Raw genomic sequence first — 26,052 nt, forward strand, 5'->3', positions numbered from 1 at the left:
TTCTCTTGCTCCTTTACATTACTGACTCTTTTCGTGATCAAACAGATGTAGCTGGTGAAAAAAGCCGTGCACACTAAACGGCAGGTGGGCCTCCTCTCTATGCGGCGTAAAGAGAATCGCGCTCGCCACCGCACCGCTTAGACAGGCGATACCGCAGATAGAGAAGGCCAACGAAAAGTTGCCCATATCCCCCAAAACACCCCCTAAAATCGGAAAGACGATGCCACCTACCCCATAAGATAGAAAGAGGTAGGGGTAGTTTTGGCCGACACTTCGATTACCGAACTGATCTGCCGTTAGCGCCGGAAAGAGCGCAAAATTGCCGCCGAAATTAAACCCGATTAGCGCCGCCCCCAAATAGAGCAGATACTCATCTCCCGCCATAGAGGTAAAGAGCAGCAGAATCACCCCCTGACTACCGGCCATGAGCGTCACCGCCCGTTTACGCCCCAAGCTATCGCTCACCACCCCCCAAACGATGCGCCCGACGCCATTAGCAATACTAAAAAAGAGCGCCATCGCCGTACCGGCAATCGCACTCGCCTCAGCCACTGAGTAGCCAGAGGCCTGTAGCGCCTCCATCGGGTAGAGTTTCATGAGCCCAATCGACATCAATCCCGCTCCAGCGCTAACCGCAAAGGTGATAAAGAGCAGATAGAACTGCGGCGTATGTAGCATCTCCGTCACCGTAAAGTTCTCCCCCCCGGCACCGGCCTGTTGTGGCGGGGGTTGGTAACCGGCCGGTCTCCAGCCGTGGGGCGGCATCTTCATCCAGAGGCTACCTAGCAGCACCAACGAGGTAAACAGTACCCCATAGATAATAAAAGTATTAGCCAACCCGACCAGCTCGATTAAATGGCCCCAGTTACCGGCCAATTTGACCCACGCCATCGCCCCAAAGCCGAAACCGGCGACCGCCAACCCAGTAATTAGCCCTTTATGGTCGGGAAACCAGTTCATTCCCACCGCAATCGGCACCACATAGCCTAGCCCGATCCCGATCCCACCAATTAGGCCGACCCCAAAAGCGACCTGCCAAAACCCCTCAGCACCACTCACTCCCGCTAACAGATAGCCCGCGCCAAGGGTAACGGCTGCCACCTTCGCCAGTTTCGCCGGCCCCCACACATTGAGTTTACGCCCGGCAAAGAGCATCGACAGCGAGAACGAGGCTAACCCCACCGCAAAGACAATTTGGGTATCGAGTTTACTCCAGCCACTCTCTAGCAGCGCCGGCGTAAAGACCGACCAAGCATAGATAGCCCCGAGACAGAGCTGAATTAAGATGGCTCCGAATACCACCAACCAACGGTTCATGATCACAGTTTTTTCAGACATACCGACTCCCTTTCCAGACTAACTTTCCAGACTAATGAATCCCATCACGCTCAAGTAGCAGACGCAATGAGAGTTTGACAAAATCCATTGAGGTGACAACGCCGACCACACTCCCCTCCTCCAATACGGGTAGGCAGGCGTGTTTGTGATCCACAAAGAAGCGCCCCGCCTCGATTAGAGTCATCTCTGTCGTCGCGGCTAGCGTAATCGGCTGCATAATCTCCGTCACCGCCGTACGACTCTCTTGTAGATCAAGCTGCTCTAAACCGTAGCGATTGATCAGCTTCAGTGCATGGTTAAGCACCGCCCTATGGGTCAAAATACCCACTATCTGCCCGCCACTATCGACCACCGGCAGATGGCGAATGTCATGCCGCCGCATCCGCTCTCTCGCCTGATGCATATCTGCGCTCTGCTCAATCGTTATCGGATTGGAGGTCATTATATCGGCCACCGTATTCATACTCATCTTCCCTCTCTGATAATCAATATCGATAAAACGGCGATTATCCCCTATTTAACAGCTACCGGCCAAAAGAGTCTGAATTGTGCCCCGTCACCCAAGCTCGATAGCAGCTCAATATGCCCCCCATGTTCATGGACGATGTGATTCACCATCGCCAACCCCATTCCGCTCCCCCCCTCTTTAAAGCGGCTGCTAAAGAAGGGTTGAAAAATTTTGCCCCGCATCTCCTCCGCGATACCGGGACCACTATCGGCTATCTCTAACAGCAGATAGTCGCCGTCAATCGCCTCGTCACAGATCACACAGCGGCTCTCGCCCCCCTGCCAGCGCGTCAATCGAATCCAGATAGTCCCCCTACCGGCCATCGCATTGCGGGCATTAATCACCAAATTCATCACCACCTGCTGTAGCTGCACTCGGCTAAAGTGGCCGTAGGGGAGATCGGGCGCGACCTCAAGCTGGAACTCTACCGATTTTTCGACAATCACCTGCAACAGAGCAAACTGCTCATTGAGTAGCGCTGCCATATCGATAGACTCCCGATCAGAGGAGTGGTCGCGGCCATAGTGGAGCATCCGTTTGACCACCTCGGCCTTATGGTGCAGTAGCAGTTGAATCTTCTGATTATAGTTAGCGACCTTGGCGGCGCTGCACGGCTCACCGCTAGTTAGGTGCTTCTCTATTAACCGAGAGAGGGCTAGAGTACCGTGAATTGCATTTTTAAAGTCGTGCGCCATGCCATGGACAAACTCCCCCACAGAGGCGTTTTGGTTGGCAATGCAGAGCTGTTGGTGGAGTTGGCGGATCTCCTCAACCCGCGCCTCTACCTGCTGCTGTAGCGAGTGGGTGTAGAGCTGGAGCTGAAGATGGGTTGCCACTCGGCTTAACAGCTCCCGCTGGCGAATCGGTTTGGTAATGTAGTCCACCGCTCCAGACTCAAAAGCGGTCACCACACTCTCCTCATCGGTACGGGCGGTCAAGAAGATCACCGGTAGCTGCTCCCAGCGCGACTCCCCCTTAATTTGGCGGCAAAACTCTACCCCACTGACTATCGGCATATTGTAGTCGAGCAGAACGAGTGAAAAGGGTTGTCGCAGTAGCTGCAACCGTCCACTTTCAGCACTGGTGGCGTAGGCGACTCGATACCCCTCGTCGCGCAGTATATGGCCAACTAATTGGATATTGTGTGGGTTATCGTCGATAACCAAAATCGAGTAGTTGTGAGTCATTGTGCTATCCATCCTCAGCGGGCTCCGACTGTAGCCGCTGTAACTGCTGCTGTAGCTGGCCAAACTCTCGCTGCAACCGTTCGATATCAAAGAGCGTAATCGCCTGCTCCACCCGATAGAGTAGCGGTTCGATGACCGCAATCTCCCCTTCGGCACGGAAAAAGACCCCTAAATCGTGGCAAAACTGCTCCGCTTCGTCCATAAATCCACTCTCCATCACCTGTTGTAGTCGAGGCAGAAAGGTTGTCACTAACTGCGTTTTTGCGTCAGTCGAGAGTCGCTGCCGCTCCTGTCCATGATCATCGTCTAATGGCAGCTCCCTCTCGGGCTCAGCGCGGCTATCACTGTCGCTATCGAATAGAGCGTGTTGATGGGGTAGATGGTGGCTCATACTCTCAATCAGATCGGTAAACTGTAGCGGTTTGTGCAGACACTCGGCAAAGTAGATGCGATAGCTCTGTAGCTCATCTTCAGTCACCGAGGCCGTGACCGCAATCACCGGAATCACGGCGGTCGCGGCATCGGCCTGCAGGTGCCGCACAGCGGTGACTCCATCCATCTGTGGCATACGAATATCCATTAAGATGAGATCGGGGTGGTGCTGCCGCGCCTTCTCTAGCGCCTCCTTGCCATTCTCCGCCTCAAGTAGGGTAAAGGGGTAGGCGGAGAGGTATTCGCAAATGAGCTGCCGGTTAAAGGGGATATCATCGGCTATCAAAATGGTTGCCGCCTCAAAGCGGTACTCGGTGTGGGTGTGGGAGAGCGTCTCTAGGTTCGCGTCGGGGCAGATCGGAATGTCGGGCAGGGTGAGGGTAAAGCAGCTCCCCTCCCCGACTCGGCTCACCACGCTAATATCCCCCCCCATCTGCCGCGCTAATTGACGACTGATCGCTAACCCCAACCCGGTTCCGCCATACTTTTTGGTCGATTGCATCTGCTGCTGCTCAAAGGCGGAGAAGAGGCGAGGTAGAAAGTCAGCGTCAATGCCGATACCGGTATCGCAGATCTCACACTGAAGCGCCATTCGCAGCGAATCGGCATCGGCATCGAGCCGAAACGAGACCTTGAGGGTCACCGATCCCTGCTCAGTAAATTTAATCCCGTTATTGATGATATTAATTAAAATCTGCCGTATGCGGTGCTCATCGGCATAGATCACCTGCGGCAGTGCGTCGGGTAGCTCCATCACCAGTGTGAGCCCCTTATCCTGACACTGTAAACTAAATATCTGCTCTAAACTACGAAACAGCTTAGGTAGCGAAAAGATCTCCGGGTTAATTTTTAACTTACCCGCCTCAATTTTCGAGAGATCTAAAATGTCATTAATAATATGCAGCAGACTGCGGGAGCTAACCTGAATCGACTCCAAAAAGGAGCACTGTTTAGAGTTCAAGTCGGTCGCCAAAAGAAGATCGGCAAAGCCGATAATCGCATTCATAGGGGTACGAATCTCATGGCTCATATTGGCTAGAAATTCCGATTTGCTTTGGCTCGCCTTTAGCGCATTTTCGCGCTCCTTAAGGGCCACCTGGCGCGAGTGATCGAGCTGCCGCTCAACCAGTTTACGATGGGTAATCTCCCGCACCAATTTGCGATTCCAGTAGAGAATGGTGAGCAGAATCAGACTAAATAACAAGACGAGCTGGATAAATAGCGTATAGTCAACCGGATGTTTAAGCTCGATTCCGATCCAACGGTTATAGATTTGGCTGCGCAGCTCCGCCGGCATCTGTTTAATCGCCTTATTTAGAATCGACACTAGCTCCGGCCTATCTTGTCTGACGCCAATACTGAGCTCAAACTCCTCATCGGCCTTACCCATAACACGCAGATTGGTTAACCCCTCCTCCTGAATCACCTGATTGACTGTCGGCAACTCCTGAATAAAGTAGTCGATCTCCCCTTTAGAGAGCGCACGCATTCCCTCTCTGACGGTGACAAATCTAAACGGCGTTACCATCGGATAGCGCTGCTGTAGTAGCTCATCCACATAGTAGCCGTTGACCACACCGACCCGCTCCCCGACCAAAGCGCCGATATCGCTCACAAAACGGCTCCTCTCGTGGCCGACGATAATAATCGGAAAACGGATAAAGGGATCGGTAAAGAGCATCTTCTCTCTGCGCTTAGGGGTATTAACCAACGCGCTTAATAGATCGAGCTCCTTACGAGCCAATTTATCGAGCAGGTAGTGCCACTGCTTTGCAGTCGATATCTGGAAATCGAGTTTTAACTCTTTATTAAAGTAGTTGTAGTAGTCGGCAATCATACCGCGATAGGTCTTGCCATCGAACTGCTCAAACGGCGGCCAATCACTATCGATCCCCAGCTTTAGCAACGGATGAGACTGTAGAAACTGCCACTCCTGCTCGGTTAGCAGCTTGCCAGTATCGCTTAACTCATTCAACGACTCGCTGTAAAGACGCCATTTTTCGATAATAAAGTTGCGCTCCCTAGCAGATATCGCTCGCAGGGTCTTATTGAGAATCGACTGCACTAGCGCCGCGTCAGGGTAGTCTTTAAAGATGCCGATATGGAGTCTGTTCTCCTGCTCTGCACTAAAACCGAGCTTGATATGGTTAAAGTGGTAGCGGCGGATAATATTGTTATAGGTGACATACCCTATCGCGGCATCGACCTCCCCGTTTTGCACCATACGCAGCTGTTCAATCGGATTATCGGCATAGATCACCTCAACTCCCGCTTCGGCGCGAATATAGTTCTCGGCGGCGTGGTGCTGCTTGACTACCGCCACCTTTCTTTTGACCAAGTCGGTACGAGATCGACAGGGGTGGGCTACTCTATCGGAGCAAAAGAGCAGCATCGATGCGGCAAAAAGGGGATCGGTTAGCAGAAAATGGGCCTGCGCAAACGGGCTATCGAGCAGAGTACTGTTGCCGATGAGGGTGGGAGAGATCACCTGTGCTTGTGAATAGTTAGCGGGTGCCAACTCGATCGGTTTTAATCGAATCGGGTAGCTCAAAATCTCGGCCATCAACTTAATGATGTCGGGATAGATACCGGTGAGGACACCGTTTTGATGGCGAATAAAGAGCGGCTCCTGATCGCCCAAATCGAGTAGGGCAAGCTCAATCCTCCCCTGCTTCTCTAACCAGTAGTGCTCCTCCATCGAGAGGGTCAGACCAGAGGGCTGTGGCGGAATATTTTGCTGGTCAAAGACGACAGTGTGCAGATTTTTAACCTCGTCAAGATAGCCAAAGCGGACAAAATCGTTGGCTAGTTTGGCGATTTTACCCCGACTGATTTTGCCAAGAGGCACTCTGTCGGCCATAATTAACTGGCGGGTCATCTGCGCCTCATAGTGCAGATGGTCGAGCGAGAGCGGTGACTGGTAGCGCTCTTTAATAATATTAATCGTCTGTTCAGGATGCTCTAACGCATAGTGCCAGCCTCGAATTGAGGCATCGCGAAAACGGCGGGCTCGATCAGGGTAGTTCTCCGCTTCACTACCGGAGGCAAACAGCATATCGCCATAGGAGTCAATGCCATAGGCCATCGGATCGATAATATTGACCTCAATCCCACGACTGCGATAGTAGTAGGGTTGATCGGTCAAATAGGCGGCAATGGCATCCATCTTACCCGAGAGGAGATCGTTCGGATCGTAACTCATATCGAGCTGCTCGTAGTCAGAAACGCCCTCATTTTGCAGCATGGAGTGGAGAAGATAGCCATCTTCATCAAAGTTAAAACCGAGGGTACGGTGCTGAAAATGTTGCGGTTCGCTAATGCCGGAAGAGGCGAGCGTCAGCAATACTAGCGGGTTATTTTGAAATATCGCCGCTAGCGCCACCAGCTCTCTCCCCTTCATACGAGCTAACAGACCGGAGGCGTTTAGGGTTGCGTACTGAACCCGATTTTGCGCCAATAGCTCAACAATCGAGTCGTTGTGCACATCAGGGAGGTAGTCGCGAATCTCAACCTCTAGCCCGACATCGCGATAGAACCCCTGCTCTTGTGCCATATAGTAGCCGGCAAACTGAAACTGGTGCTGCCACTGTAGCTGCAATACCACCGACTCTAGCGCCGACAGCGGCCTAGTCAGTAGCAGTAGCCCTAACAGCGTAAAGAGGTTAAGTCTCATACATAAACGCATCACGAAACTGCTCGCGAATGGCTAAAAAGCGATCTAGGTGGGTAAAAAAGAGGCTCACTAGCTGAGGCTGAAACTGCTGCCCCGACTCCTCTTGTAAGAGGGTGAAGATCTTCTCATCCGGCCAAGCCCGCTTATAGCAGCGATCACTCCCTAAGGCATCGAAGACATCGGCTAAGGCGACAATGCGGCCATAGAGGTGGATATCCTCCCCCGCCAATCCGTTAGGGTACCCTTTGCCGTTCCACTTCTCATGGTGCTGTAGCGCAATCGTGGCCGCCGCCTCCATCACTGGCCGATGGGAGGCCTGTAACATCTCATACCCTAAGCGGGCGTGGGTCATCATAATCTGCCACTCCTCTGGTGTTAGCCGCCCCGGCTTATGTAGTACCGCATCGGGAATCCCCACCTTACCAATATCGTGCATTGGGGAGGCGTCGCGCAGTAGAGCACACTCTGCTTGTGATAACCCTAATAGCTCCCCCATCAGTGCCGAGTACTCCGCGACCCGTTTGACATGGTTGCCGGTCTCTTTTGAACGGGTCTCGGCAATCGCCCCCATGGTAAAGACGACTTCGCGCTGAGTCTGTTCAACCTCCGAGGTTAACGCCTCTACCCGCCGCTCTAAATGGTGCCGATAGTCGTTTAGTTGCAGGTGGGTGCGAATGCGAGCTAACAGCTCAACTTTACTAAAGGGTTTGGTAACATAGTCAACCCCGCCGGCGGCAAACCCCTGCTCGACACTCTCGGCATCGTTACGGGCGGTTAGGAAGATCACCGGAATATCGGCCAGTTCAGCCTGTTGCCGCATCTGACGACAGGCGGTTAAGCCATCCATGTTGGGCATCATGACATCCATAAGCACCATATCTTGCCGCCGCTCCTGCAGCACCTTTAGTGCCCTTACGCCATCGGTCGCATAGGCGATGCGATACCGCTCTTCACGCAGGATGGAGGCTAGGAGCTGAATATTTTTAGGGTTATCATCGACAATAAGAATCGAAAAAATTTCGCTGTCCATTACATGACCTCATCAATATCATAGTTATCTGGTTTTTGATACCGATTCCACTCATCTATTCGAGCGAGATATGACTCAATTTTTTCGATATCAAACAGTTCAACAGCCTCTAATAGCTCGGTCATTAGCGCCGATAATGCTTTAGAACATTGATGGGACGGTAGCTGCAATACAGTGTGGGCAAAGCGGTTAATCTGCTCTAAATCGCCACACTCTCGCGCTTTGGTATAGTCTATCTCAAGCTTTGGCGGCAACTGCAACGATCCTACTAACTCATCCTCTCGGTTTTTGGGCAACGGTTGCGCTAGAGGCCGATTCTCACCCTCTGCCTCCTCCGATAGCGGTAAAAACTGCGCGAGGATGGCTATCATCTCATCGACTCGACACGGTTTGGGGAGAAAACCATCAAATTCGGCCCGATCTAGCTGCTGTTTTTCGTTCTCAGTCACTGAGGCGGTATAGGCGATAATCGGCAGAGAGTGCCAGTGGGGAACGGCTCGTATCTGCCGTGTCAAGGTAACGCCATCGACATCGGGCATCGAAATATCCATTAAAATCAGATTGAAAGTCGTCTGCTGTAACTGCCGCAGTGCCGCCTCTGCCCCGTCAGCTTCGAACACCTCGACCTGTGAGTCGCTCAGCGCCGCCGCCACCATTTGACGATTCTGTTCGATATCATCAACGACTAGTAGCTTAGAGGGGAGAAAGTGCGCCGCTGTGACAAGCCTCTCTGTAGTTAGTGGCCCCTCATCCACCACCGGCTGTGCAACGACCACATGAGGTAGCGCGAGTGTAAATTTTGAGCCGCTACCGAGTACGCTGGTGAGGGTTAAGCTCCCCCCCATTAGCTCAACTAGACGGCGACTAATCGCCAGCCCTAGACCGGTACCGCCATACTGGGCGTGGCTCTGGCCACTCTGTTGGGTAAAGTTCTGAAAGATCGCCTCCTGCTCCTGCTCCTTGACTCCGATACCACTATCGATCACTGCAATAGAGAGATCGATACACCGCTCCTGTGCTGGAGTGGCGGGCGAGGCTGCCGACACGACTAACTCTATCCCCCCCTGTTCGGTAAATTTAATCGCATTGCCTACCAAATTAAACAGCACCTGGCGCAGTCGTGCCTGATCTAGATAGAGATGTTCGGGAAAACTATCTAAGATGGAGACCCTAAAGTAGAGCCCCTTCTCTAGGACTTTAAAAGAGAAGAGCTGCTCTAGTTCGGCTAACAGAGCGGTTAATGAGCAGTGGTGCAGCTCGATATCGAACCTGCCGGCCTCAATTTTGGACAGATCGAGGATATCGTTAATCAGCTTAAGTAGATTAGCGGCTGCCTGGTGGACAGTCTCGGCGTAGTGGCGTTGGCGTGCATTGAGTTCAGTCCGTTTTAGAAGATCGGAGAAGCCTAAAATCGCATTCATCGGGGTACGGATCTCATGGCTCATGGAGGCGAGAAAGTTGCTCTTCGCTACACTCGCCTGCTGCGCCTGCTGCTTTGAGACAATAAGCGCCTGCTGCGTCCTATCTAACTGGTTTAATGCCGCGATGACCGAGTCGATAACCCCCCTTAGCTCATTGTTGGCGGTCGGTATCGCCCTTAACTCAACGATGAGGGGCTCTAGCGGGTGGTCGGTTCTCTCGGCAAAGGCATTTAATACTCCGCTTGCCTGCTGTAGGGGGTAGAGTAGTCGGTAGAGAAATAGCGCTAGTAACGGCGGCAGCAGTACGATTAACCAGCTTAGGGTCGCAATTAAGGCATCAATAAACTGTTTGAGTAGCTCCATGTGTGCATTCTCAAATGAGACCACGATATCGAGCGAAGCCTCACTAGCCGGCAGCAGCGAAATGTGGCTAGTAACGCGTAGCTGATTCGGTTGGAGATCGAGTTCGGTATCGCCCTCTAACAGACGCCAACTGACGCCGCTCTCTAACGACTCGCTCACTTCACTGTTTAACCAACTTCCCATATCACGCACCACAATGATATAACCCAACCTCTCTACTTCGTAACGATAGACCGGTACCATAGCGACCATCTGTACGCTACCGCCCTCATCCTTCCAAAACCCTGCCCGACTCTCAGCGTGCAGTAGCTGACCTAACGGCTGCTGCTGTAGTGAGTCTCCAAACTGAAACTCATTATGACCACGGGCAATGACCACCCCGTCGATAGAGGTAAACAGCATCCGATCCACCAATTTAGAGTCGATAATCAACTTACCCCACTGATAGAGGAGATCGGCATCTTTATTGACAAAGGCGCGTTGAATCTCGCGACTTAGACTGAGCAGAGCGGCGATTTTGTGCAGTTCACTGCTGTGCCGCTGCAGTAGCTGCTGAATCGCCCCCCCCTGCTGGTTTAGCTGCCGCCTGACCTCAAGATGGTACTGCTGTTCAACCTCACTTAGCTGATACTGTAATAACAGCGCAGCCGCTAGCAGCGGAACAGAGAGCCAAACCAGAACCTGAAGGTAGAGCCTGTTTCCTAGCCGAGGTAGCATCACGGCAGTATTACGGTGTCACAAGATTGCGCACCGCCCGTATCGAATCGTAAAAAGCGTCTCCCCGAGCCTGAAACCCCCGAATGAGCGAGCTCTGTTGGAGAAAGGTGGGGTTAGCGGCCGCCTCCTCTAAAATAGAGACGAGCTGCCGCTGCTGCTCTAAATTGAGTGAGGGGCCAGCGGCAACCGCATCTTCTGGAATGGGTAGCGATTTTTTAACAATGTGGAACCTCTTGCCATATTTAGCCTCAGCCTGCGACAGCTCCAATAGATTAGCTCCGCCCACATCAATAGCACCGTTTGCTAGGGCATCATAGATCTTATAGTGCTTCTTTAACAAAAATAGCTGAAAATCCGCCTCGGCACTCAACCCCTCAGCCGCTAACAGATGACGCGGAAATAGAAAACCGGAGGTCGAGTCTGGATCGGTCAATCCCAACTTGCTACCCTTTAACTGCTGTAGTGGTAGTGCCGAATCCTCCTGCCGTACAATTAGGGCGCTATGATAGTAGGCATCGGGCTGCATCACAGTCACTAGATAACGCACCTGCCTCTGACCATAGTTCGAGACCGCATCGACATAGCCGTTGGGGCCAAAAATGGCGATATCGATCGCTCCTGCGGCTAGACGCTCAGCGAGATCGGCGTAGTCTCGGGAGATATAGAGCTTTACCGGTCGCTGTAGCTGTTCTTGTAAGAGAGACAGGGTCGGCTGGTACATCTGTTGCAATACCGCCTCCGCCCGCCAAGGCACAACGCCCACCCGAAACTCAACCTCGCTCTCAGAGGCGGCAAAGACCGACAGCGACATAAGCGCCAAACACCCCAGCCACCCTCGTAATCGTAACAACATCAACCTCTCCTATTTAACCAACATAGCGCTTGCGTTTTTTCGGTAACACCTTCTCTATCTCAACCCAAATGAGACTATCGACACAGTCACCAAAGTTAGCATCAAGGTTAAAATCGACAAAACTGCACCCCCCAGGTTCGCACAGCTCTGAGTACTGTTTGTAGAGTGTCGGCACCTTCACCCCGTAGTGGGTCAGTAACTGATTTAACTGCTTAAAGTTGGTGGTATAGTTGGCTTGATAGAGCTGCTCTGCCTGCTGTTTAATGTCAGGGTGAATCGTGTAGGGGGTTCTGGCTGTCGCTAACTCATGCTGCCCCCCAAACTGATGCTGATAGAAGGCAAGAATCGCCTGTCGCGCCTCATCCGGGTAGGATTGACTTAAACTGACCGGGCCAAATAGGTAGCGAATGTCAGGGTGAGCCTTTAGATAGGCCCCAATGCCATACCAGAGGTAGTCCAGCCCCCGTAACCCCCAGTAGCGCGGCTGGATAAAGCTGCGCCCTAACTCTATCGCATGGGGTAGCTTCGGCACGATCTCAGGCTGCAACTCAAACAGGGTATGGCTGTAGAACCCCTCTAGACTATGGTGCTGTAGCAGCGTCCGCCCCTCACCTAATCGGTAGGCACCGACAATCTCTAGATCGTTCTCATCCCATAAAACAATATGGCGGTAGAGGCTATCGTAGTAGTCCATATCGAGCGCTTTACCCGTCCCCTCCTCGACTGAGCGAAAGGTGAGCTCCCGCAGCCGTGCAATCTCCTGCATAACGGTCGAATCAAAGTGATAGTCGAACAGATAGATCTTTTTGCCATCGGCCGTCTCACCGAGCAGCGTCGATTGGTGCAACTCTTTTTTGAGCGCCTGCCGATTAACCGGATGCTCAATCGTCTCAAAGGTAGTTAAGAGCGGTTTTTTACCCTTTTTAGGTAGCCGTAGCAGATGTTTACGAAACTGTTTTGCCAATTTAGCTAGATCGGATTTTGGCTCGACAATAGCCGCTGCAATCGGCTTTCCCACAAAGAAGGTGATCTCCTGATTCTTCTTATTAAACATCTCATTCACCAACCACAGCGTCCCTAACGGCTTATAGAGCGCCGATAGACTATAAAAGAGCAGTGAATTTTTAGCATCGATATAGACCGGCAGAATCGGTGCGCCACTCTTTTGGGCGAGTCTTAAAAAACCACTCTTCCACTTACCATCTCTAACGCCATTAGGTCGAATACGGGAGACCTCACCGGCTGGAAAGATAATCACCGCCTCATCCTGCTGTAGCGATTGCAGCATCGCTTTATAGGCCGCCTTACCCGCCCCTTTACCCATGTTATCAACCGGTAAAAAGAGCTGCTGTAACGGTTCAACCGAGGCTAAGAGCTCATTGGCCACGATACGCACATCACTCCTAACTGAACGGACTAACTTTAACAGACTCAAGCCATCGAGCGAGCCGATGGGGTGGTTGGCGATAATAATCACCCGCCCCTCAGAGGGGATCCGCTTTAGAGATCGATCGCTCACCCGATAGCTAAACTCAAAGTGCTCTAAAATCTGATTTAAAAAGGCAAAGCCGCGTAGGTGGCGATTTTTATCGATAAACTGATTAATCTCTTGCTGATGCAGCAGCAGCTCCATCAATCGCACTAAGTAGTCGCCCCCCGGCCTCTCTCTAATCGCCGGATAGCGTCTGCCGATAATGTCAGCGATATTCAGGTTACCCGGCAGGCTATATTGGGAGTTAGGTAGTGTCGAATCGCTCTGACTAGGCAGCATAGAGATTAGCTCCATTACGGCTACTATTGTTAGCATGAAAAAGTTCGTTATCGCCCCCGTTACTACCTAAGCCGAGCGATGCGGTAATCATGGCGATATTTTGTACCACTTCGGCATGAATATCGCGCACCATCGTCTCAGTATTACAGGCGTGCTGATCGAGACTGGTGAGAGCCTGATCAAAAGAGCTAATATGCTCTAACTGCTCTTTCACATAGTGATTGCCCTCAAAAGCGACCATCTTAGAGTTACTGCTGTGCCCCTTAACCGAGTTAGTGGTATCGACTAGTGTGCGGGCTACCTCCTCCTGCTGCTGAGTCGCCTGCTCAATCTGCACCACATCTTGAGTTAGATGCTGCGATGAGCTGCGCAGGTGCTGCAAGATAGAGTCGATCTCCTCTAAAAAGCCGTGAGTTCGATTTGAGAGCTCTCGCACCTCAGTAGCCACCACGGCAAACCCCCGCCCCTGATCGCCAGCACGAGCCGCCTCAATACTCGCGTTAATCGCTAACAGGTTGGTCTGATCGACTACATTCATCATTACATCGGTAATTGAGGTGACCCGTCCAACATCGTTACTTAACTCATTGAGTGACTCTACCAGTTTTCGTGTCGCCTCGTAGGTGGCGTTACTCGCATCGATCATCGACTGTACCTGCTGACTACTCATCTCCATCGACTGTTCGGTCTGGTGGGCGTGCTCGGCAACCTGATTAGAGGAGTTATCGACCATGTTAGCCACATGGCGTAGCTGCTCCATTAGCTGCCGCGACTGACTGACATTCTCCCGCGTTTGGGTGGTGTAGTTATTAATCGTCTCGATATTGCCTACCAAATTTTGCAACGCTGTTGAGACTCGCTGTAGGTGATCGCTCTTTTGCTGCGTCTCCTGTTCCATATTGGCTAAGAGCCGATTAAAAAAACGCGTCACCTCTCCCATCTCGCTATCGGGCTGTTTAACTTCAATTTTTTCAATATTACCGGTCTCTAGCAGCATATTTAGCGAGTGGCGCAGCCGTCGTACCGGCTTTAGCACATAGCGCCCTTGGGCGATACGAATCGCCACCACGATCACTAGGACGGCAATCAATACCGCGATAAAGTAGCGTCGCACATCACTATCGATCTGCTGCTGCCACTGCTGCATCTGCTCTTCGCCGGTTTTAATTCGCTGCTCCAGATTACCTACTAAGTTATCGATACTGTTGCGCGCCATTGATACCTCAGTTAATAGCGCCTGTGTCCGCTGAAACTCCTGCGGATAGCGGCTCAATAGGTAGGCCAACTCCTCCCTTATTGGCACCAGTCGCTCTACCTTTTCGCTCTCTTGTTGATCACTCTCTAGCCCCATTAAGGCGCTAAAATCGTCACTCTCACTGCTGCTCTCCTCATAGATCCCAACAGGAGGCAGGTTATTGAGTGACTGGCTCAGCTCAACGAGTTGACTGATGACAAACTCGACCCCATCGCTCGCAGCCCCCGGTGCCTTCGACTCCTCTCGCGCTAGCGATAATCGCTCTAGCTCCATCGCCATACAGGCGCTAATTTGCAACAGCTCTTGGCCCCGAGCCGCATCGATAGTTAGCGCCTCAACACCGTAGTCATAGAGATTACCGATAAAGCCTAACATCTCCCGTTCGGCCTGAATCAGCAGCCCTTGAGATGAACCAGAGAGCTTGCCCGCCCCCCGATAATCGACCAGTAACCCCTGAATTAGCTGCGCTAATGGCTCCTGAATCGATTGTGCTAACGGCGAGGGGAGAGTCTCGACCTGCTCGGCGGCAAGTCTCTTTAAATAGGCCTCCGCTGCGCTCAGCTTAAGAGCATCGCCACTATTGAGATAGTCATTGATATAGCGCCTAGCATCAATTGAGACGCTCTCTTTCAATTGCAAATAGCGCTGTAGGCCATGATAAGGCTCCACCATGCGGTTGAGTCCCTGATAGAGGATCACCCCCATCAACAACATAATCGCCGCTAACGAGTAGGTTGAAATATGGGTAATTGTCGATATTCTCACTATAACATCACCTGCGGATAAGGATAAGAGTTTAGAGCTTCCACCGGCTACTCTACCCGATAGAGATGACAAGAAAGTTAACTCACAATGAAATTATTAGGTGATACTGATGAACAGCAAATCGCTCCCCTTGCTGTAACCAAATTGCTATGTAGTCGTCATAAAATGATCACTCATCCCCCCTACAATAGCCCAAGTTGTTACCACCTCTACAGGAGAGTCTCTATGTACGCTACGGCTATATTTAACGGCAGCACTGATTCGGGATCTGATCCAGCTGATTTAGGATCGCGACAGACAGAGATAGATCTACAGGTCGCCATGTTAAACCACCGCTATCGCGCCAACCGTCTTAGACTGACACCAAAATCGAGCTGCTACTTTTGTGATGAGTCGCTACCCCACCCACAAGCGCTCTTCTGTGATGCCGACTGCCGCGAAGATTACGAAAAGCTACAGCGCCAAAAACGGATATCTGGGCTGATTTAGCGTTAGTCCACAACCACCGCCTACTGTTATGGAGCTATATATCATTGATGCCATTAGCCCCTTCTTTGCTACCCACGCCTCCACCACTATCAATTGGTCTAAAATCCCCTTTAATCGCATTGAGACCGATGGGCGGTTGAAAAAGCGCGACTACAAGGCGATTAAGGAGCGCTTTAAGCGCTATATCGACCAGATAAGTCAAATCGGCTATAACGCCATCTCAATTGACGATCTCTCCCACATGGTGGTCATGAACTACTACTCCCCAACGCTAAAAAAGAAGATCGCCAAATATCAGCGGCGGTTTCGCAAGCTGCTCCAAGGCGTGGCAGAGCACAATCTTGCTATCTATATCACCACGGATGTGATGTTCTATAACGATGATATTCGACAACAGATGGCACAGCAGCACAGCTCGGCTACCGAGCTACTTGCGGGAATACTCACGGCGCTATTTGAGCAGATGCCGCTCGTTAACGGGGTCATTTTGCGCCTAGGTGAGGCCGATGGCGTCGATGTCCGTGGCGACTTCTGCTCTGAGCTGACTATCCAGACCCCCCAAGAGGCCAACCAGCTACTTAAGAGGGTGCTGCCGCTGTTTGAAGCGGAGCAAAAGCGGCTCATCTTCCGTACCTGGACTGTCGGTGCCAGAGAGATCGGGGATATGAACTGGAATCCAACCACCTACCATAAGGTCTTTGCCGACATTGAGAGTCAGGCACTCACCATCTCAATGAAGCCGGGTGAGGGGGACTTTTTTCGCTACCTTGAGCTTAATCGCCACTTTCTTACCGATAGGCGCCACTCAAAGCTACTTGAGCTACAGACCCGCCGCGAATATGAGGGGTTCGGCTCCCTACCCAACTTTGTCGGCTGGGAGCATGAGAGACTGGCTCGACAGCTACGCCTCAACTGCCCGACTCTCATCGGCATTCATGTCTGGTGCCAGACCGGAGGCTGGTCAGCTCGCAAGCATCTCGCCTATCTCGATAACTCCTCATGGTTTACCGAGCTTAACACCCTCGTCACCCTGCGAATCTTTAAACAGCAGCAGTCACCCGAGGAGGTGATCGCCGAGCTGATGAGTCCGAACAAGCGCACCCAGTTACTAGAGTTTCTCCGTTTAGCAGAGGAGCTTATCGACCAGCTACTCTATATAGAGCCCTTTGCCATCCAGACACTCTACCTCCACCGAGTGCGCATCCCGCCCCTACTCTACCTCTTCTGGGATTCGGTCACCCTGACCACGCCGCTACAGGAGCTATTTCGGCGCTACCTCCCCGATCCAGAACGGGCGCTACAGCAGGCAGAGCTCGCCTTTGCCAATATCGAGCGCATGGAGAGTTTGAACAGAAAATTGAAACTCCCCTATGATCAAGCCTTCTATCGCGATACCTGCGAGCTACTGCTGCGCTGTCGCTACTATCTGCTACAGCAGCCAGGGGCCGCAGAGGAGCTACAGCAGCAGTTACACACCTATCGAAGTCGCTATCCGGACGGATTAAAAGTGGTCATTCACCAAGATTCGGCACTCACAAGGGGCGTTATTCGGCAGCTACTACCGCTCTTTATCCGCCACCAACCCCACTATCGTCGGTTAGACAAGCTATTATTTAACCGCTTCACCGCGCCAATCTACCCCCTTTTACTACGCAAAGTGGCAGCCGATCTGCCCGATTTTGCCGATAAACAGGCGATGCCGCTGCATGAGTTATTAGTATAGTCGTATGGGGGGCCGCAGGGGATCCCCCTGCGGAGCTTTACATTTGGCTCTACCCATGCAATTTGTGATACTTCTCCATCAACTGCTCCGGCGTCTCCTCCATCTCGGGATTAAGGGGGATACAGTCAACCGGACAGACCTCAACGCACTGCGGTTCGTCATAGTGGCCGACACACTCGGTACAGAGGTTAGGATCAATGACATAGATCTCATCGCCCTGAGAGATAGCCCCATTCGGGCACTCTGGTTCACAAACATCGCAATTGATGCACTCATCGGTAATCATTAACGCCATGAGGTCACTCCTGAGGGTTGTTATTGGCAAGAAGGATGAAAACGGCACTATTTTAGCCTAAACGCTGCCTAAGTGCATTAGTGACAATGGGGGGAACAAATGAATCGACAACCCCTCCGAGGGCTGCAATCTCCTTAACTAGCGATGATGAGATCATCCCTACCTCCTCAGCTGTCGCCATAAATAGCGTCTCTAGCGAAGGATCGAGGCGACGATTCATCCCCGCTAGCTGAAACTCGTAGTCGAAGTCGGAGACCGCCCGCAAACCGCGAATCACTACCGTTGCGCCGCATTGACGCGCAAAATCGACCAAGAGAGTGTTAAAGGGCTCCACCTCAACTCGGTTAAGCGGCTCGGTCACCTGAGTTAATAGCGCAAGCCGCTCATCTAGGGTAAATAGCGGCGCTTTACCTCGGCTTGCAGCTACCGCCACAACGACTCTATCAAACAGGCCGGCGGAGCGCTGAATAATATCGAGATGGCCATTGGTGACCGGATCAAAACTGCCCGGATAGATAGCGGTTAGGGAGGGCATGGCTAGAGATGCTTAACTGCTTTCGGCGTCGGTGAGAGCCTCTTTGGGTTTGGCTCTTATATTGCGTACCGCATTACGAATAAAGAGGATAAAGAGGGCCGCCATGCCACCTAGCATCGTCCCTAAGACCACGATTAATGATCGTTTAGGTTTGCTCTTTTTCTCCGGAATCACCGCCGGATCGATCACCTGAAAGGCAAAGTTATCGGAAGCTGAGGCGAGCGTTAGGTTCTTAATGTGGCCGCGCATGAGACTAAATAGCATCTGTCGCGACTCCTCAATCGTCGTGCGAGCGAGCTCCTGCTCTAGATAGCTAATATTCTCCCGCGCTCGGGTCATCGTCTCTTCACGCAGCACCTCTCGCAGCTTATCGATTAGGCCATTTGCCCAGACAGCAGTCAGACGCGGATCTTCCCCCTCAACCGCCACTCGAATGAGGCCACTCTTCTTATCTTCATTCACCTGCACCCATTTAGCAAAGATCTCGTAGCTCTGCTGTAGGGTCGGCTCCCCCTCAGCTAGGCTCTCGCTACCGACATTAACCGGCTTAACGCTCTCCTCTCCCATAAGCGCTACTTTCAGTGCCACAATCCCCTGGCCGATAACTCCTGGCTCTTTCACTAACCACTGCTGCTGCTCACTATCCCAGTGTTCGGGAAAGAGGTGTGGCTTTAACTGGTTATCCTCAATAAATTGCACCATAAACTGCCGTGTCTGCAGTACATTGGTCGCATGGGCGCTACCGCCACTACCGCCTAAATCGACGCCGGCTAGGGAGGCGAGCCCCCCAAATTGGCCGGCTAGGGCGGCGAGCCCCCCCCCCTTCTCCTCCTCTACCGGCTCTAGCACCACCTCAGCGCGATAGATATTGGGCAGCTTAATAGCTACTGTGGCAGCGACTATCGTCGCTAGTAGAGTAATAAAGATAATGAACCACTTACCACGCCAAATCACCAGCCACAGCTCATAGAGCGAGATCTCATCCTCATCCGTTGCCACCATATAGGGGGGGGGATAGGGGTAAGGGGGCGGGGTTAGCGCATAGGGAGTCCTCTCTTCCATGGTTAAAAGACTCCAATGGTAGTGAGTGCCGCCGCAGAGACGGCGACATCGGCGAGAATTTGGGAGACATCCTTAGCGATGGCTAACAGAGGCACCCGTTCGACATCAAGCGGCACCACAATCGTATCGCCAACTAGCACAGGGGGATTGGACCAAAAGCCGGCTGTCGATTCAATCGTGCCATCGGCCCGAATAATATAGATGCGTGACTCATCGGCACGATAGGTGGTGCCGCCACTTTTTTGAATATAGTAGCGATAGTCGTGATCGGGGTGGTGGATATGAGAGGTGGCATACTGTATCTCGCCGATCACCGAGACCTCCTGCGGCCGCTTAGGCACAATCAGCCGATCACCATCTTTAAGTCGAATATCCTCCACCTCGCCACTGAGGACACTTTCGAGATTGATAACCACCCGCCCCATCGCCTTCACCGAGCGCAGCTTTAGTAGCAGATCCTGCAAAATCGAGTAGCCCTCCATATTCATGCCACTACCGCCACTGCTCCTCTGCTGGGCGGCGAAGGCGACATCGAGCTCCATGCGCTGTACCATCTGCTCTAGCCGTAGCTGCTCCTTCTCTTTCACCTGTTCGCGCGAGAAGAAGCTCCCCCCCAAAAAGGCCCTATCGCTCAATCCGCCAGCCCGCTCGATTAGTTGCGTCAGGGTCTCTCCCTCCCTAACCACATAGCTCCCCGGAAAGCGGAACTCACCCTCAAGCGAAACAACAGTCTGCTCGAACCACTCTGGCATACGCTTAATTTGCAGTACATCGTAACTTTTAACGACAATCGGCCCCTCGCTACCGCTAGCAAATAGCTGCGCCAGATCGATAGACTGCTGTTCAACTTGGCGCTGTTGGTTATCGACTATCGAATAGCGGGTCAAATCAGCCGCCAACGGGTAGGCCGATTCGGTCAACCCCCCCGCTGCATGAATCATATCCATTAAATCTGCCCCGTCAACTAAGGGGTAACGACCAGGATATTTTACCAGACCATGGATGGTAAAGTGGGGGAGCGCCGCGCTAGGTGGCAGCTTCTCCTGCAACCATAGCAGAATTAGCTCGATATGGTGCCAGCGATCCATCGCCCGCTCCATGGCGCTATCCTGTCGTCGCTCGGCTAGGTCGAGTGAAGGGGGGGCTGCGGCGATACTCTGCTGCTGATTTAAGTCGGCAATCACCTGTAGGCGCCTATCGACCAGCTCTGTAGGCTCCCGTTGCAACAGGGTCGGCTGCTGTGAGAACTTCTCGAGCTCAGACTCCGCCTGCGCCTCCCTCTGCTGCGCTCTGCTGCGGCTTATCGCGCCGCTCTGCTGCTGCGCCACCACCCGCTCCTCTGCCGTTTTAGACTCTCTTCCATCCCACAACTGCTGCTGTGCAGCTAGCTGCCGTTGATAGTACTCCTCTCCCTGAAACGGCGAGTGGTAGAAGATATTGAGTCTATCCTCCGGCTGTAGCACCACATCGGCCGCAGAGCCGGGGCTATTTAACGCCTCCAGAATATTGACCATTATCACACGGCGCTCTTTTCGGTTATCCGATTCGCGCTGAATCAGCGCGTACTCGACATCGGCTTCGGGATTGAGCTGCATCGCCGCCCGCACTAGATAGCTGACCCGCATCTGTGCCTCAAACGGATAGTCGCCCTGATGGGTCACTGCGCCAACCACTGAGACCACCTGCTGTCGCTCCAGACCGCGTCGCTGCTGCTTAATTTGCTCAATCACCGAGTAGAGCTGCTGCCGCCGCTGCTCATCTTGGGCCAGAATAATCACCTCATCGCGGGCTTTTAACAGTAGATCATCGGGGGAGCCGGGCTGTAGAATCGCTTCACGAGGGGAGAAGGAGAGCACCTGAATCGTCCTCTCGCGGCTATTCTCCCGCTTAATTAAACCATAAGTGAGATCTGCCGCAGGTTTTAAATCGTCCAACGAACCGAACAGATCGCTAATTCGCACCCCCTGATACCACTGCGATACCCCTGGGCGCTCTACCATGCCTGAACTCAACACCGCCCCATCTAACTGATCGAGTACCGAGACTAGCTGAACTAGATCGCCATGATGCAACCGCTGCTGACGATCGCGCTGTCGGGTCAGATCGAGGCTGAGAATCTCAATGCGCCCCTGCTTACCGACCCTCTCGATACGGGAGCGATTCGGGTAGGCGTTAGCGGTGTACCCCCCGGCCATCTCGACTAGCCCAGCAACCGTCGTCTGACCAGAGAGCTCATAGATGGCGGGACGAACCACCTCGCCGCTGATGGCGACACTCTCTCCTATCGGTGGGATAAAGATCACATCCCCCGCCTGTACCTGTCTATCGTCAGAACTATCGCCCCGCATAAAGAGATCGTAGAGATCTAGCGTTGCCACCCTCTCACCGGCCCGTTTTAGTTCGATATTGCGCAGCGAACCGATCTCCGTCACCCCGCCGGCTAGGTAGAGGATATGGGAGAGGGTTGATAACGCGCTCACGGTATAGGAGCCAGGCCGATACGCCTCTCCCAACACAAAGACGCGAATAGAGCGCAGCTCGCCCAAATTGACAGCCACATTCACGCCGACAAATCGCTGCTGCACGGTGCGCTCAATTTTAGCTCTTAGCTCACTAAAGCTAAGTCCCGCCACTCGCAGCGGCCCAACGGAGGGAATAGCGACCGAACCGTCACGGCCAACCGTTAGCTGATAGCGCTCGTTTTGGGAACCAAATAGCTCTATTTCGATATTATCGCTAGGACCGATACGGTAGTCGGCCGGAATCGGAATATCGCTCGCTGGGGCAAAGGTGTTGGGAGCATCGGCAAAAAAGTCGTAGCCGTACCGTTTTAACTCCTTTTTTCCCACCTCAGCGGGGGCGGTACTCTTTTTCTCTCGCATAACCGGAAATCGTTCCACCTCCTGTCCAGAGCCAGTAGCTGTCCCCTGCTGCTCCATCTGCTGCATCACCATCTGCTGCTGTTGCGGCGAAAGATTTTGAAACATCTGTCGCTGCTGTGGCGTCATCGCTATCGCCATTAGGGGCAGCAGCAGGCCCATTGTTGACAAGAGTCGTCGCGTTAATTTAATCATCATGAAGTTGTAACCGGTCGCTTTAAGGTTGTAAAGGCAGGGGGCGATTCTAGCCTATTTAGCCGCTAATGGCTATGTTGAACTACAGTTATCCGTGAGCGGAAACAGCCGCTCCAGCCCTCCTCCTAGCTTTAACCAGCAGCGCTCAATCACTCCAGTCGCCTCGCTATCGGCTCCGACATAGCAGTCGATCTCCCTAATAGAGCCAAACCGCTCTAGCTGCTGCTGCACTATCTGCTTAATTAGGGCGCTATCGAGCCCCTCACCGGCCTGATCTAGCTCAATATGGTGATACTCTTCAAACTGATCTTCCCACGCTCGGCAGTAGTTCTCCAGATAGTGGGGACGGTGCAGGGTCGCAATGCGATAGAGGAGCACCGGCTGGGGTAGATCGAGTTTTAGCGCCTGTTCAATCGGCCCTTTAATCGCAGCAAAACCGTGGTCAATCGCGATGAAAAGCAGCGGTCGCTGCTGCTGTTCAACCAGAGTAATCGTCCCTAACGGCCCGACTAAATTCACCTTCAATCTTTTTGCTGCCGCGATATCGGCCATGGCAGCAATGAAACTGTTGTTTATATAGCAGGGGAGGTGGAACTGCAAAATCATACCGTTGCAGGGGCAGCTAGCGATTGGGCTAACATAGCTCTCACCACTATCGAGACTCAGCTCGACCGCTTGACCTGCCATAAACTGTAGCGTCTGACTGCGCGGGGTTCGTAGCTGTAGAATCAAAAACTGCTCCTCTATCTGTTCGAGACGATAGACCCGAGTTGCGATCTGCTGCTTTGGAATAGAGGCGGGATGGTTAAGCTCCTGTAGCTCCAATACCAGATTGCTCGCCGCTGTGTGGCGACAGAGCAGCAGGTCACCCTGCGCCTGCTGCTGTAGGTTAAGGCGAAAATCGGCACCGCCATGGGCGACGACCTCCCCCTCAATTCGGCGGGCAATACACTCACCACAACTGCCGCTAGAGCAGTGGTAGTTAACATGAATTCCGGCCCTAAGCGCCGCCTCTAGTAGCGGCTCATTAGCCTCAGCTTCAAAAATATGGCCACTAGGGCGAAGCTCAATTCGGTATCCCATCGCGCTACCCCATCCGTTGCCCTAGCCACCGATTTAGCTCCTGTAACATCTGTCGCTGTTCGGGAGTTGCGTTTAGCTGCCACTGCCCTAACTGCTGCAGTAGCTCCTTTAGCAGCGTCTGCATCTGTCGCGCCTGTTCGCGACTAATGGAGAGTTCAGTCTCTTTCTGCTTCAGCCGCACCTCCAGCTCGCCCGCCTCAGGGGCAACGGTATCTCTTACCCGTCGTCCAAAAGCGGTCGCTCGAATCAGTTTGGCCCGCTCATTCGCCCCGCTCTCTTGTGTTAGTTGTAGCCCTGGGTAGCAGGCAGATAACTCATCATAATCGACCATGCCGTTTTGGGATGAGAGGTGACCTTGGCGAATCATCTGTTGCAGTTCACACCGTTTGATGCCAAGTAGCCGTGCGGCCCTAGCAATCGCAAATTGCGCCATATTCCCCCTCCTGATCCGTCTCTTTCTCGATCCAAAATTTAGGTGAAGTCAGCCATAAGCCGGGTTCTGTCGAGGACAACCATTCATCTAGGAGCCGTGTCACCACGACCCTCGTGCGATCTACCCGAGGACAGTGCGGGCCACACTATCGCCCTCTATTTGATCTTGCTCCGGATGGGGTTTACCCTGCCACTACGATTACTCATAGCGCGGTGCGCTCTTACCGCACCTTTTCACCCTTACCGCCTAAACTATCAGGCGGCGGTCTGTTTTCTGCGGCACTTTCCGTCGGCTCACGCCGCCCAGGCGTTACCTGGCATCCTACCCTGTGGAGCCCGGACTTTCCTCCCTGTTGTTAAGGCAGAGCGGTTGTCTGGCTGACTTCATCTGGCTATTATAACGCCTAACTTAGGTTCTGTAACGCTCCGCCATCTGCAATAGCTGTTGTGAAATCGCGGCTAGCCGTTCGCTGTGGTTTCGATTCTCGTTCGCTTTTGCCGCAGTCTGGTCGGCCGCAGAGGCGATGGTGACGACATTGGCATCGATCTCCTGAGAGACACTCATCTGCTGCTCTGAGGCGCTGGCGATTTGGGCATTCATGTCGTTAATGGTCATCGCAGCGGCGGTAATTTCATGCAGTGCTTCGCCGGCTAAATTGGCCTTCTCGACTCCGATTTCGCTCTGCCGACGCCCATCGGCCATCGCCTGCACCGCATTTTCCGCCCCCTCCTGTAGTCGAGTGATCATAGCTTGGATCTCCTGGGTGGACTCTTGAGTGCGCTGTGCTAGGTTTCTCACCTCATCGGCCACTACGGCAAAGCCTCGTCCCTGTTCACCGGCCCGCGCCGCTTCGATAGCTGCGTTGAGGGCAAGCAGATTGGTCTGTTCGGCAATACCGCCGATAACATCGAGCACCGAGCCGATATTTTCACTCCCCTGTTTAAGCTCGGCGATCACTTTTGAGCTCTGCTCCACCTCACTAGCTAACGCTGTAATCGCCCCAATCGCCCCCTGCACCACCGCATCCCCCTCCATCGTGAGCTGCTTCACTCGATTGGCCGCATCGGAGGCATCCTGGGCGTTACGCGCTATCTCAGCGACGGTGGCAGTCATCTCATTCATCGCTACCGCGACCTGATCGGTCTGGCTATGCTGCTGCTGCATCAACATCGCATTCTCTTTGGCAATGTTCGCCATAGAGCCGGAGGTCGATTCGAGTTCGGTGGAGACCCGTTTCACCTCCGCCACAAAGTCACGCATAGAGGTCAGTAGCAGGTTGAGATCACCCCCGAGCTGACCAAATTCGCTCTTATCGTGTAGCTGAGACATTTGGGTCAAATCACCACTCTCTCTGACATGGGTCATTAGCCGAACCAGATCGGCCATGGAGTGCAGAATGCCGCGCTGAATCAACCACGATAGTAGCGACATCAAGCCAACAATTATCGCCAAACCGGCCGCAATTATCCACGCCTCTTTTATGAAAATCTCTTTAACATCATCAATATAGATACCACTACCGACCACCCAGCCCCATGGCTTAAACCCTTTGACATAGGAGATTTTATCGACCGGCTCTTCCCCTCGATCACGGCGCCAGCGATAGTTGACATAGCCGCTACCCTGTTGGCGCACCACTTTGACAAACTCTCGAAACAGATAGGTTCCGGTTGCGGTCTGCTGCTCCCCCACACTGCGTCCCTCTAGGGAGGGCTCTTCCGGATGCATCACCATTGTAAGATCCATATCGTTAATCCAAAAATAGCCATCCTCGTCATAACGCATCGCACGCAGAGAGTCCTGAGCTAACTGCTGCGCCTGCTGTTGGCTCAACTCTCCCGCCATTTGGCGCTGATGGTAGGACTCCAATAGCGAATAGGCCACCTCAACTAAGTTGCGAGTCATCTGCTCACGATCGGTCATTAGGTTGTGCCAATTGAACATCGCTAGTAGTGCCGATAACATGAAGATGCCGATAAAGGCAGTCACCGATAGTAGCAGTAATCTCGCTCGCAAAATCAAGTTATTAAACATTTATGTCACAC

Annotated in this window: 18 protein-coding genes and 1 other RNA gene; 2 read left to right on the top strand and 17 right to left on the bottom strand. The window is 52.8% G+C overall.

The window, feature by feature from the left end:
* Nucleotides 1–18: 18 nt before the first annotated feature.
* The 9 genes from D5085_15515 to D5085_15555 are packed head-to-tail and all read right to left on the bottom strand — an operon-like array spanning nt 19 to nt 15,262.
* Entirely contained in the window at nt 19–1,338 is a 1,320-nt protein-coding gene (locus D5085_15515; protein ID QEP44411.1) for an MFS transporter, read from the bottom strand.
* 31 nt (nt 1,339–1,369) lie between these two features.
* A complete protein-coding gene (locus D5085_15520) occupies nt 1,370–1,807 on the bottom strand; it encodes a CBS domain-containing protein (GenBank protein QEP44412.1) in 438 nt (145 codons plus the stop codon).
* A 44-nt stretch (nt 1,808–1,851) separates the two neighbouring features.
* A complete protein-coding gene (locus D5085_15525) occupies nt 1,852–3,045 on the bottom strand; it encodes a hybrid sensor histidine kinase/response regulator (GenBank protein ID QEP44413.1) in 1,194 nt (397 codons plus the stop codon).
* On the bottom strand, nt 3,038–7,150 hold the full coding sequence (locus D5085_15530; GenBank protein QEP44414.1) for a response regulator: 4,113 nt from the start codon (nt 7,148–7,150) through the stop codon (nt 3,038–3,040). The genes D5085_15525 and D5085_15530 overlap by 8 nt, the downstream gene beginning before the upstream one ends.
* The gene (locus tag D5085_15535; GenBank protein ID QEP44415.1) at nt 7,128–8,168 is read right to left on the bottom strand and encodes a two-component system response regulator; all 1,041 of its coding nucleotides are present in this window, start codon (nt 8,166–8,168) and stop codon (nt 7,128–7,130) included. The genes D5085_15530 and D5085_15535 overlap by 23 nt, the downstream gene beginning before the upstream one ends.
* Complete coding sequence (locus D5085_15540; protein ID QEP44416.1) at nt 8,168–10,669, bottom strand: response regulator; 2,502 nt, start codon at nt 10,667–10,669, stop codon at nt 8,168–8,170. Before D5085_15540 ends, D5085_15535 begins: the two co-directional genes overlap by 1 nt.
* Nucleotides 10,670–10,679: 10 nt before the next feature.
* Nucleotides 10,680–11,522 carry a phosphate/phosphite/phosphonate ABC transporter substrate-binding protein gene (phnD, locus tag D5085_15545; protein ID QEP44417.1) on the bottom strand — a complete coding sequence of 281 codons (843 nt, stop codon included), beginning with the start codon at nt 11,520–11,522 and terminating at the stop codon, nt 10,680–10,682.
* 13 nt (nt 11,523–11,535) lie between these two features.
* A complete protein-coding gene (locus D5085_15550) occupies nt 11,536–13,293 on the bottom strand; it encodes a lysophospholipid acyltransferase family protein (GenBank protein QEP44418.1) in 1,758 nt (585 codons plus the stop codon).
* Nucleotides 13,283–15,262 carry a methyl-accepting chemotaxis protein gene (locus D5085_15555; protein QEP44419.1) on the bottom strand — a complete coding sequence of 660 codons (1,980 nt, stop codon included), beginning with the start codon at nt 15,260–15,262 and terminating at the stop codon, nt 13,283–13,285. Before D5085_15555 ends, D5085_15550 begins: the two co-directional genes overlap by 11 nt.
* 276 nt (nt 15,263–15,538) lie before the next feature.
* Between D5085_15555 and D5085_15560 the strand changes: the two genes are divergently transcribed.
* Both D5085_15560 and D5085_15565 read left to right on the top strand, forming a co-directional pair.
* The gene (locus D5085_15560; protein ID QEP44420.1) at nt 15,539–15,802 is read left to right on the top strand and encodes a DUF2116 family Zn-ribbon domain-containing protein; all 264 of its coding nucleotides are present in this window, start codon (nt 15,539–15,541) and stop codon (nt 15,800–15,802) included.
* A gap of 28 nt (nt 15,803–15,830) precedes the next feature.
* Complete coding sequence (locus D5085_15565) at nt 15,831–17,525, top strand: glycosyl hydrolase family 67 (GenBank protein QEP44421.1); 1,695 nt, start codon at nt 15,831–15,833, stop codon at nt 17,523–17,525.
* Between the two features lie 49 nt (nt 17,526–17,574).
* Here the strand turns inward: D5085_15565 and D5085_15570 are convergent, their stop codons facing one another.
* From D5085_15570 to D5085_15605, 8 genes are all read right to left on the bottom strand, one after another.
* Nucleotides 17,575–17,820, bottom strand: coding sequence for a YfhL family 4Fe-4S dicluster ferredoxin (locus tag D5085_15570; protein QEP44422.1), 246 nt, complete (start codon nt 17,818–17,820; stop codon nt 17,575–17,577).
* A gap of 52 nt (nt 17,821–17,872) precedes the next feature.
* Complete coding sequence (locus tag D5085_15575; protein QEP44423.1) at nt 17,873–18,355, bottom strand: pantetheine-phosphate adenylyltransferase; 483 nt, start codon at nt 18,353–18,355, stop codon at nt 17,873–17,875.
* Nucleotides 18,356–18,367: 12 nt separating this feature from the next.
* Complete coding sequence (locus tag D5085_15580; GenBank protein ID QEP44424.1) at nt 18,368–19,417, bottom strand: LPS O-antigen length regulator; 1,050 nt, start codon at nt 19,415–19,417, stop codon at nt 18,368–18,370.
* A 2-nt stretch (nt 19,418–19,419) separates the two neighbouring features.
* Complete coding sequence (locus tag D5085_15585) at nt 19,420–22,494, bottom strand: hypothetical protein (protein ID QEP44425.1); 3,075 nt, start codon at nt 22,492–22,494, stop codon at nt 19,420–19,422.
* Between the two features lie 69 nt (nt 22,495–22,563).
* A complete protein-coding gene (locus tag D5085_15590) occupies nt 22,564–23,574 on the bottom strand; it encodes a metalloprotease (protein QEP44426.1) in 1,011 nt (336 codons plus the stop codon).
* Between the two features lie 4 nt (nt 23,575–23,578).
* Nucleotides 23,579–24,007 (bottom strand): hypothetical protein, encoded by a 429-nt coding sequence (locus tag D5085_15595; protein QEP44427.1) that lies wholly within the window; start codon nt 24,005–24,007, stop codon nt 23,579–23,581.
* Between the two features lie 40 nt (nt 24,008–24,047).
* Nucleotides 24,048–24,392: RNase P RNA component class A (rnpB, locus tag D5085_15600), an RNA gene on the bottom strand.
* A gap of 23 nt (nt 24,393–24,415) precedes the next feature.
* The gene (locus tag D5085_15605) at nt 24,416–26,041 is read right to left on the bottom strand and encodes a methyl-accepting chemotaxis protein (GenBank protein QEP44428.1); all 1,626 of its coding nucleotides are present in this window, start codon (nt 26,039–26,041) and stop codon (nt 24,416–24,418) included.
* Nucleotides 26,042–26,052: the final 11 nt, after the last annotated feature.

The sequence above is a fragment of the Ectothiorhodospiraceae bacterium BW-2 genome, assembly GCA_008375315.1.
Lineage (GTDB): Bacteria > Pseudomonadota > Gammaproteobacteria > Thiohalomonadales > Thiohalomonadaceae > BW-2.

What these genes read in the sequence shown, in the direction of transcription:
- D5085_15515 (QEP44411.1), bottom strand. Translation starts at nt 1,338, where the DNA reads ATGTCTGAAAAAACTGTGATCATGAACCGTTGGTTGGTGGTATTCGGA.
- D5085_15520 (QEP44412.1), bottom strand. Translation starts at nt 1,807, where the DNA reads ATGAGTATGAATACGGTGGCCGATATAATGACCTCCAATCCGATAACG.
- D5085_15525 (QEP44413.1), bottom strand. Translation starts at nt 3,045, where the DNA reads ATGGATAGCACAATGACTCACAACTACTCGATTTTGGTTATCGACGAT.
- D5085_15530 (QEP44414.1), bottom strand. Translation starts at nt 7,150, where the DNA reads ATGCGTTTATGTATGAGACTTAACCTCTTTACGCTGTTAGGGCTACTG.
- D5085_15535 (QEP44415.1), bottom strand. Translation starts at nt 8,168, where the DNA reads ATGGACAGCGAAATTTTTTCGATTCTTATTGTCGATGATAACCCTAAA.
- D5085_15540 (QEP44416.1), bottom strand. Translation starts at nt 10,669, where the DNA reads ATGCTACCTCGGCTAGGAAACAGGCTCTACCTTCAGGTTCTGGTTTGG.
- phnD (QEP44417.1), bottom strand. Translation starts at nt 11,522, where the DNA reads ATGTTGTTACGATTACGAGGGTGGCTGGGGTGTTTGGCGCTTATGTCG.
- D5085_15550 (QEP44418.1), bottom strand. Translation starts at nt 13,293, where the DNA reads ATGCTGCCTAGTCAGAGCGATTCGACACTACCTAACTCCCAATATAGC.
- D5085_15555 (QEP44419.1), bottom strand. Translation starts at nt 15,262, where the DNA reads ATGTTGTTGATGGGGGTGATCCTCTATCAGGGACTCAACCGCATGGTG.
- D5085_15560 (QEP44420.1), top strand. Translation starts at nt 15,539, where the DNA reads ATGTACGCTACGGCTATATTTAACGGCAGCACTGATTCGGGATCTGAT.
- D5085_15565 (QEP44421.1), top strand. Translation starts at nt 15,831, where the DNA reads ATGGAGCTATATATCATTGATGCCATTAGCCCCTTCTTTGCTACCCAC.
- D5085_15570 (QEP44422.1), bottom strand. Translation starts at nt 17,820, where the DNA reads ATGGCGTTAATGATTACCGATGAGTGCATCAATTGCGATGTTTGTGAA.
- D5085_15575 (QEP44423.1), bottom strand. Translation starts at nt 18,355, where the DNA reads ATGCCCTCCCTAACCGCTATCTATCCGGGCAGTTTTGATCCGGTCACC.
- D5085_15580 (QEP44424.1), bottom strand. Translation starts at nt 19,417, where the DNA reads ATGGAAGAGAGGACTCCCTATGCGCTAACCCCGCCCCCTTACCCCTAT.
- D5085_15585 (QEP44425.1), bottom strand. Translation starts at nt 22,494, where the DNA reads ATGATGATTAAATTAACGCGACGACTCTTGTCAACAATGGGCCTGCTG.
- D5085_15590 (QEP44426.1), bottom strand. Translation starts at nt 23,574, where the DNA reads ATGGGATACCGAATTGAGCTTCGCCCTAGTGGCCATATTTTTGAAGCT.
- D5085_15595 (QEP44427.1), bottom strand. Translation starts at nt 24,007, where the DNA reads ATGGCGCAATTTGCGATTGCTAGGGCCGCACGGCTACTTGGCATCAAA.
- D5085_15605 (QEP44428.1), bottom strand. Translation starts at nt 26,041, where the DNA reads ATGTTTAATAACTTGATTTTGCGAGCGAGATTACTGCTACTATCGGTG.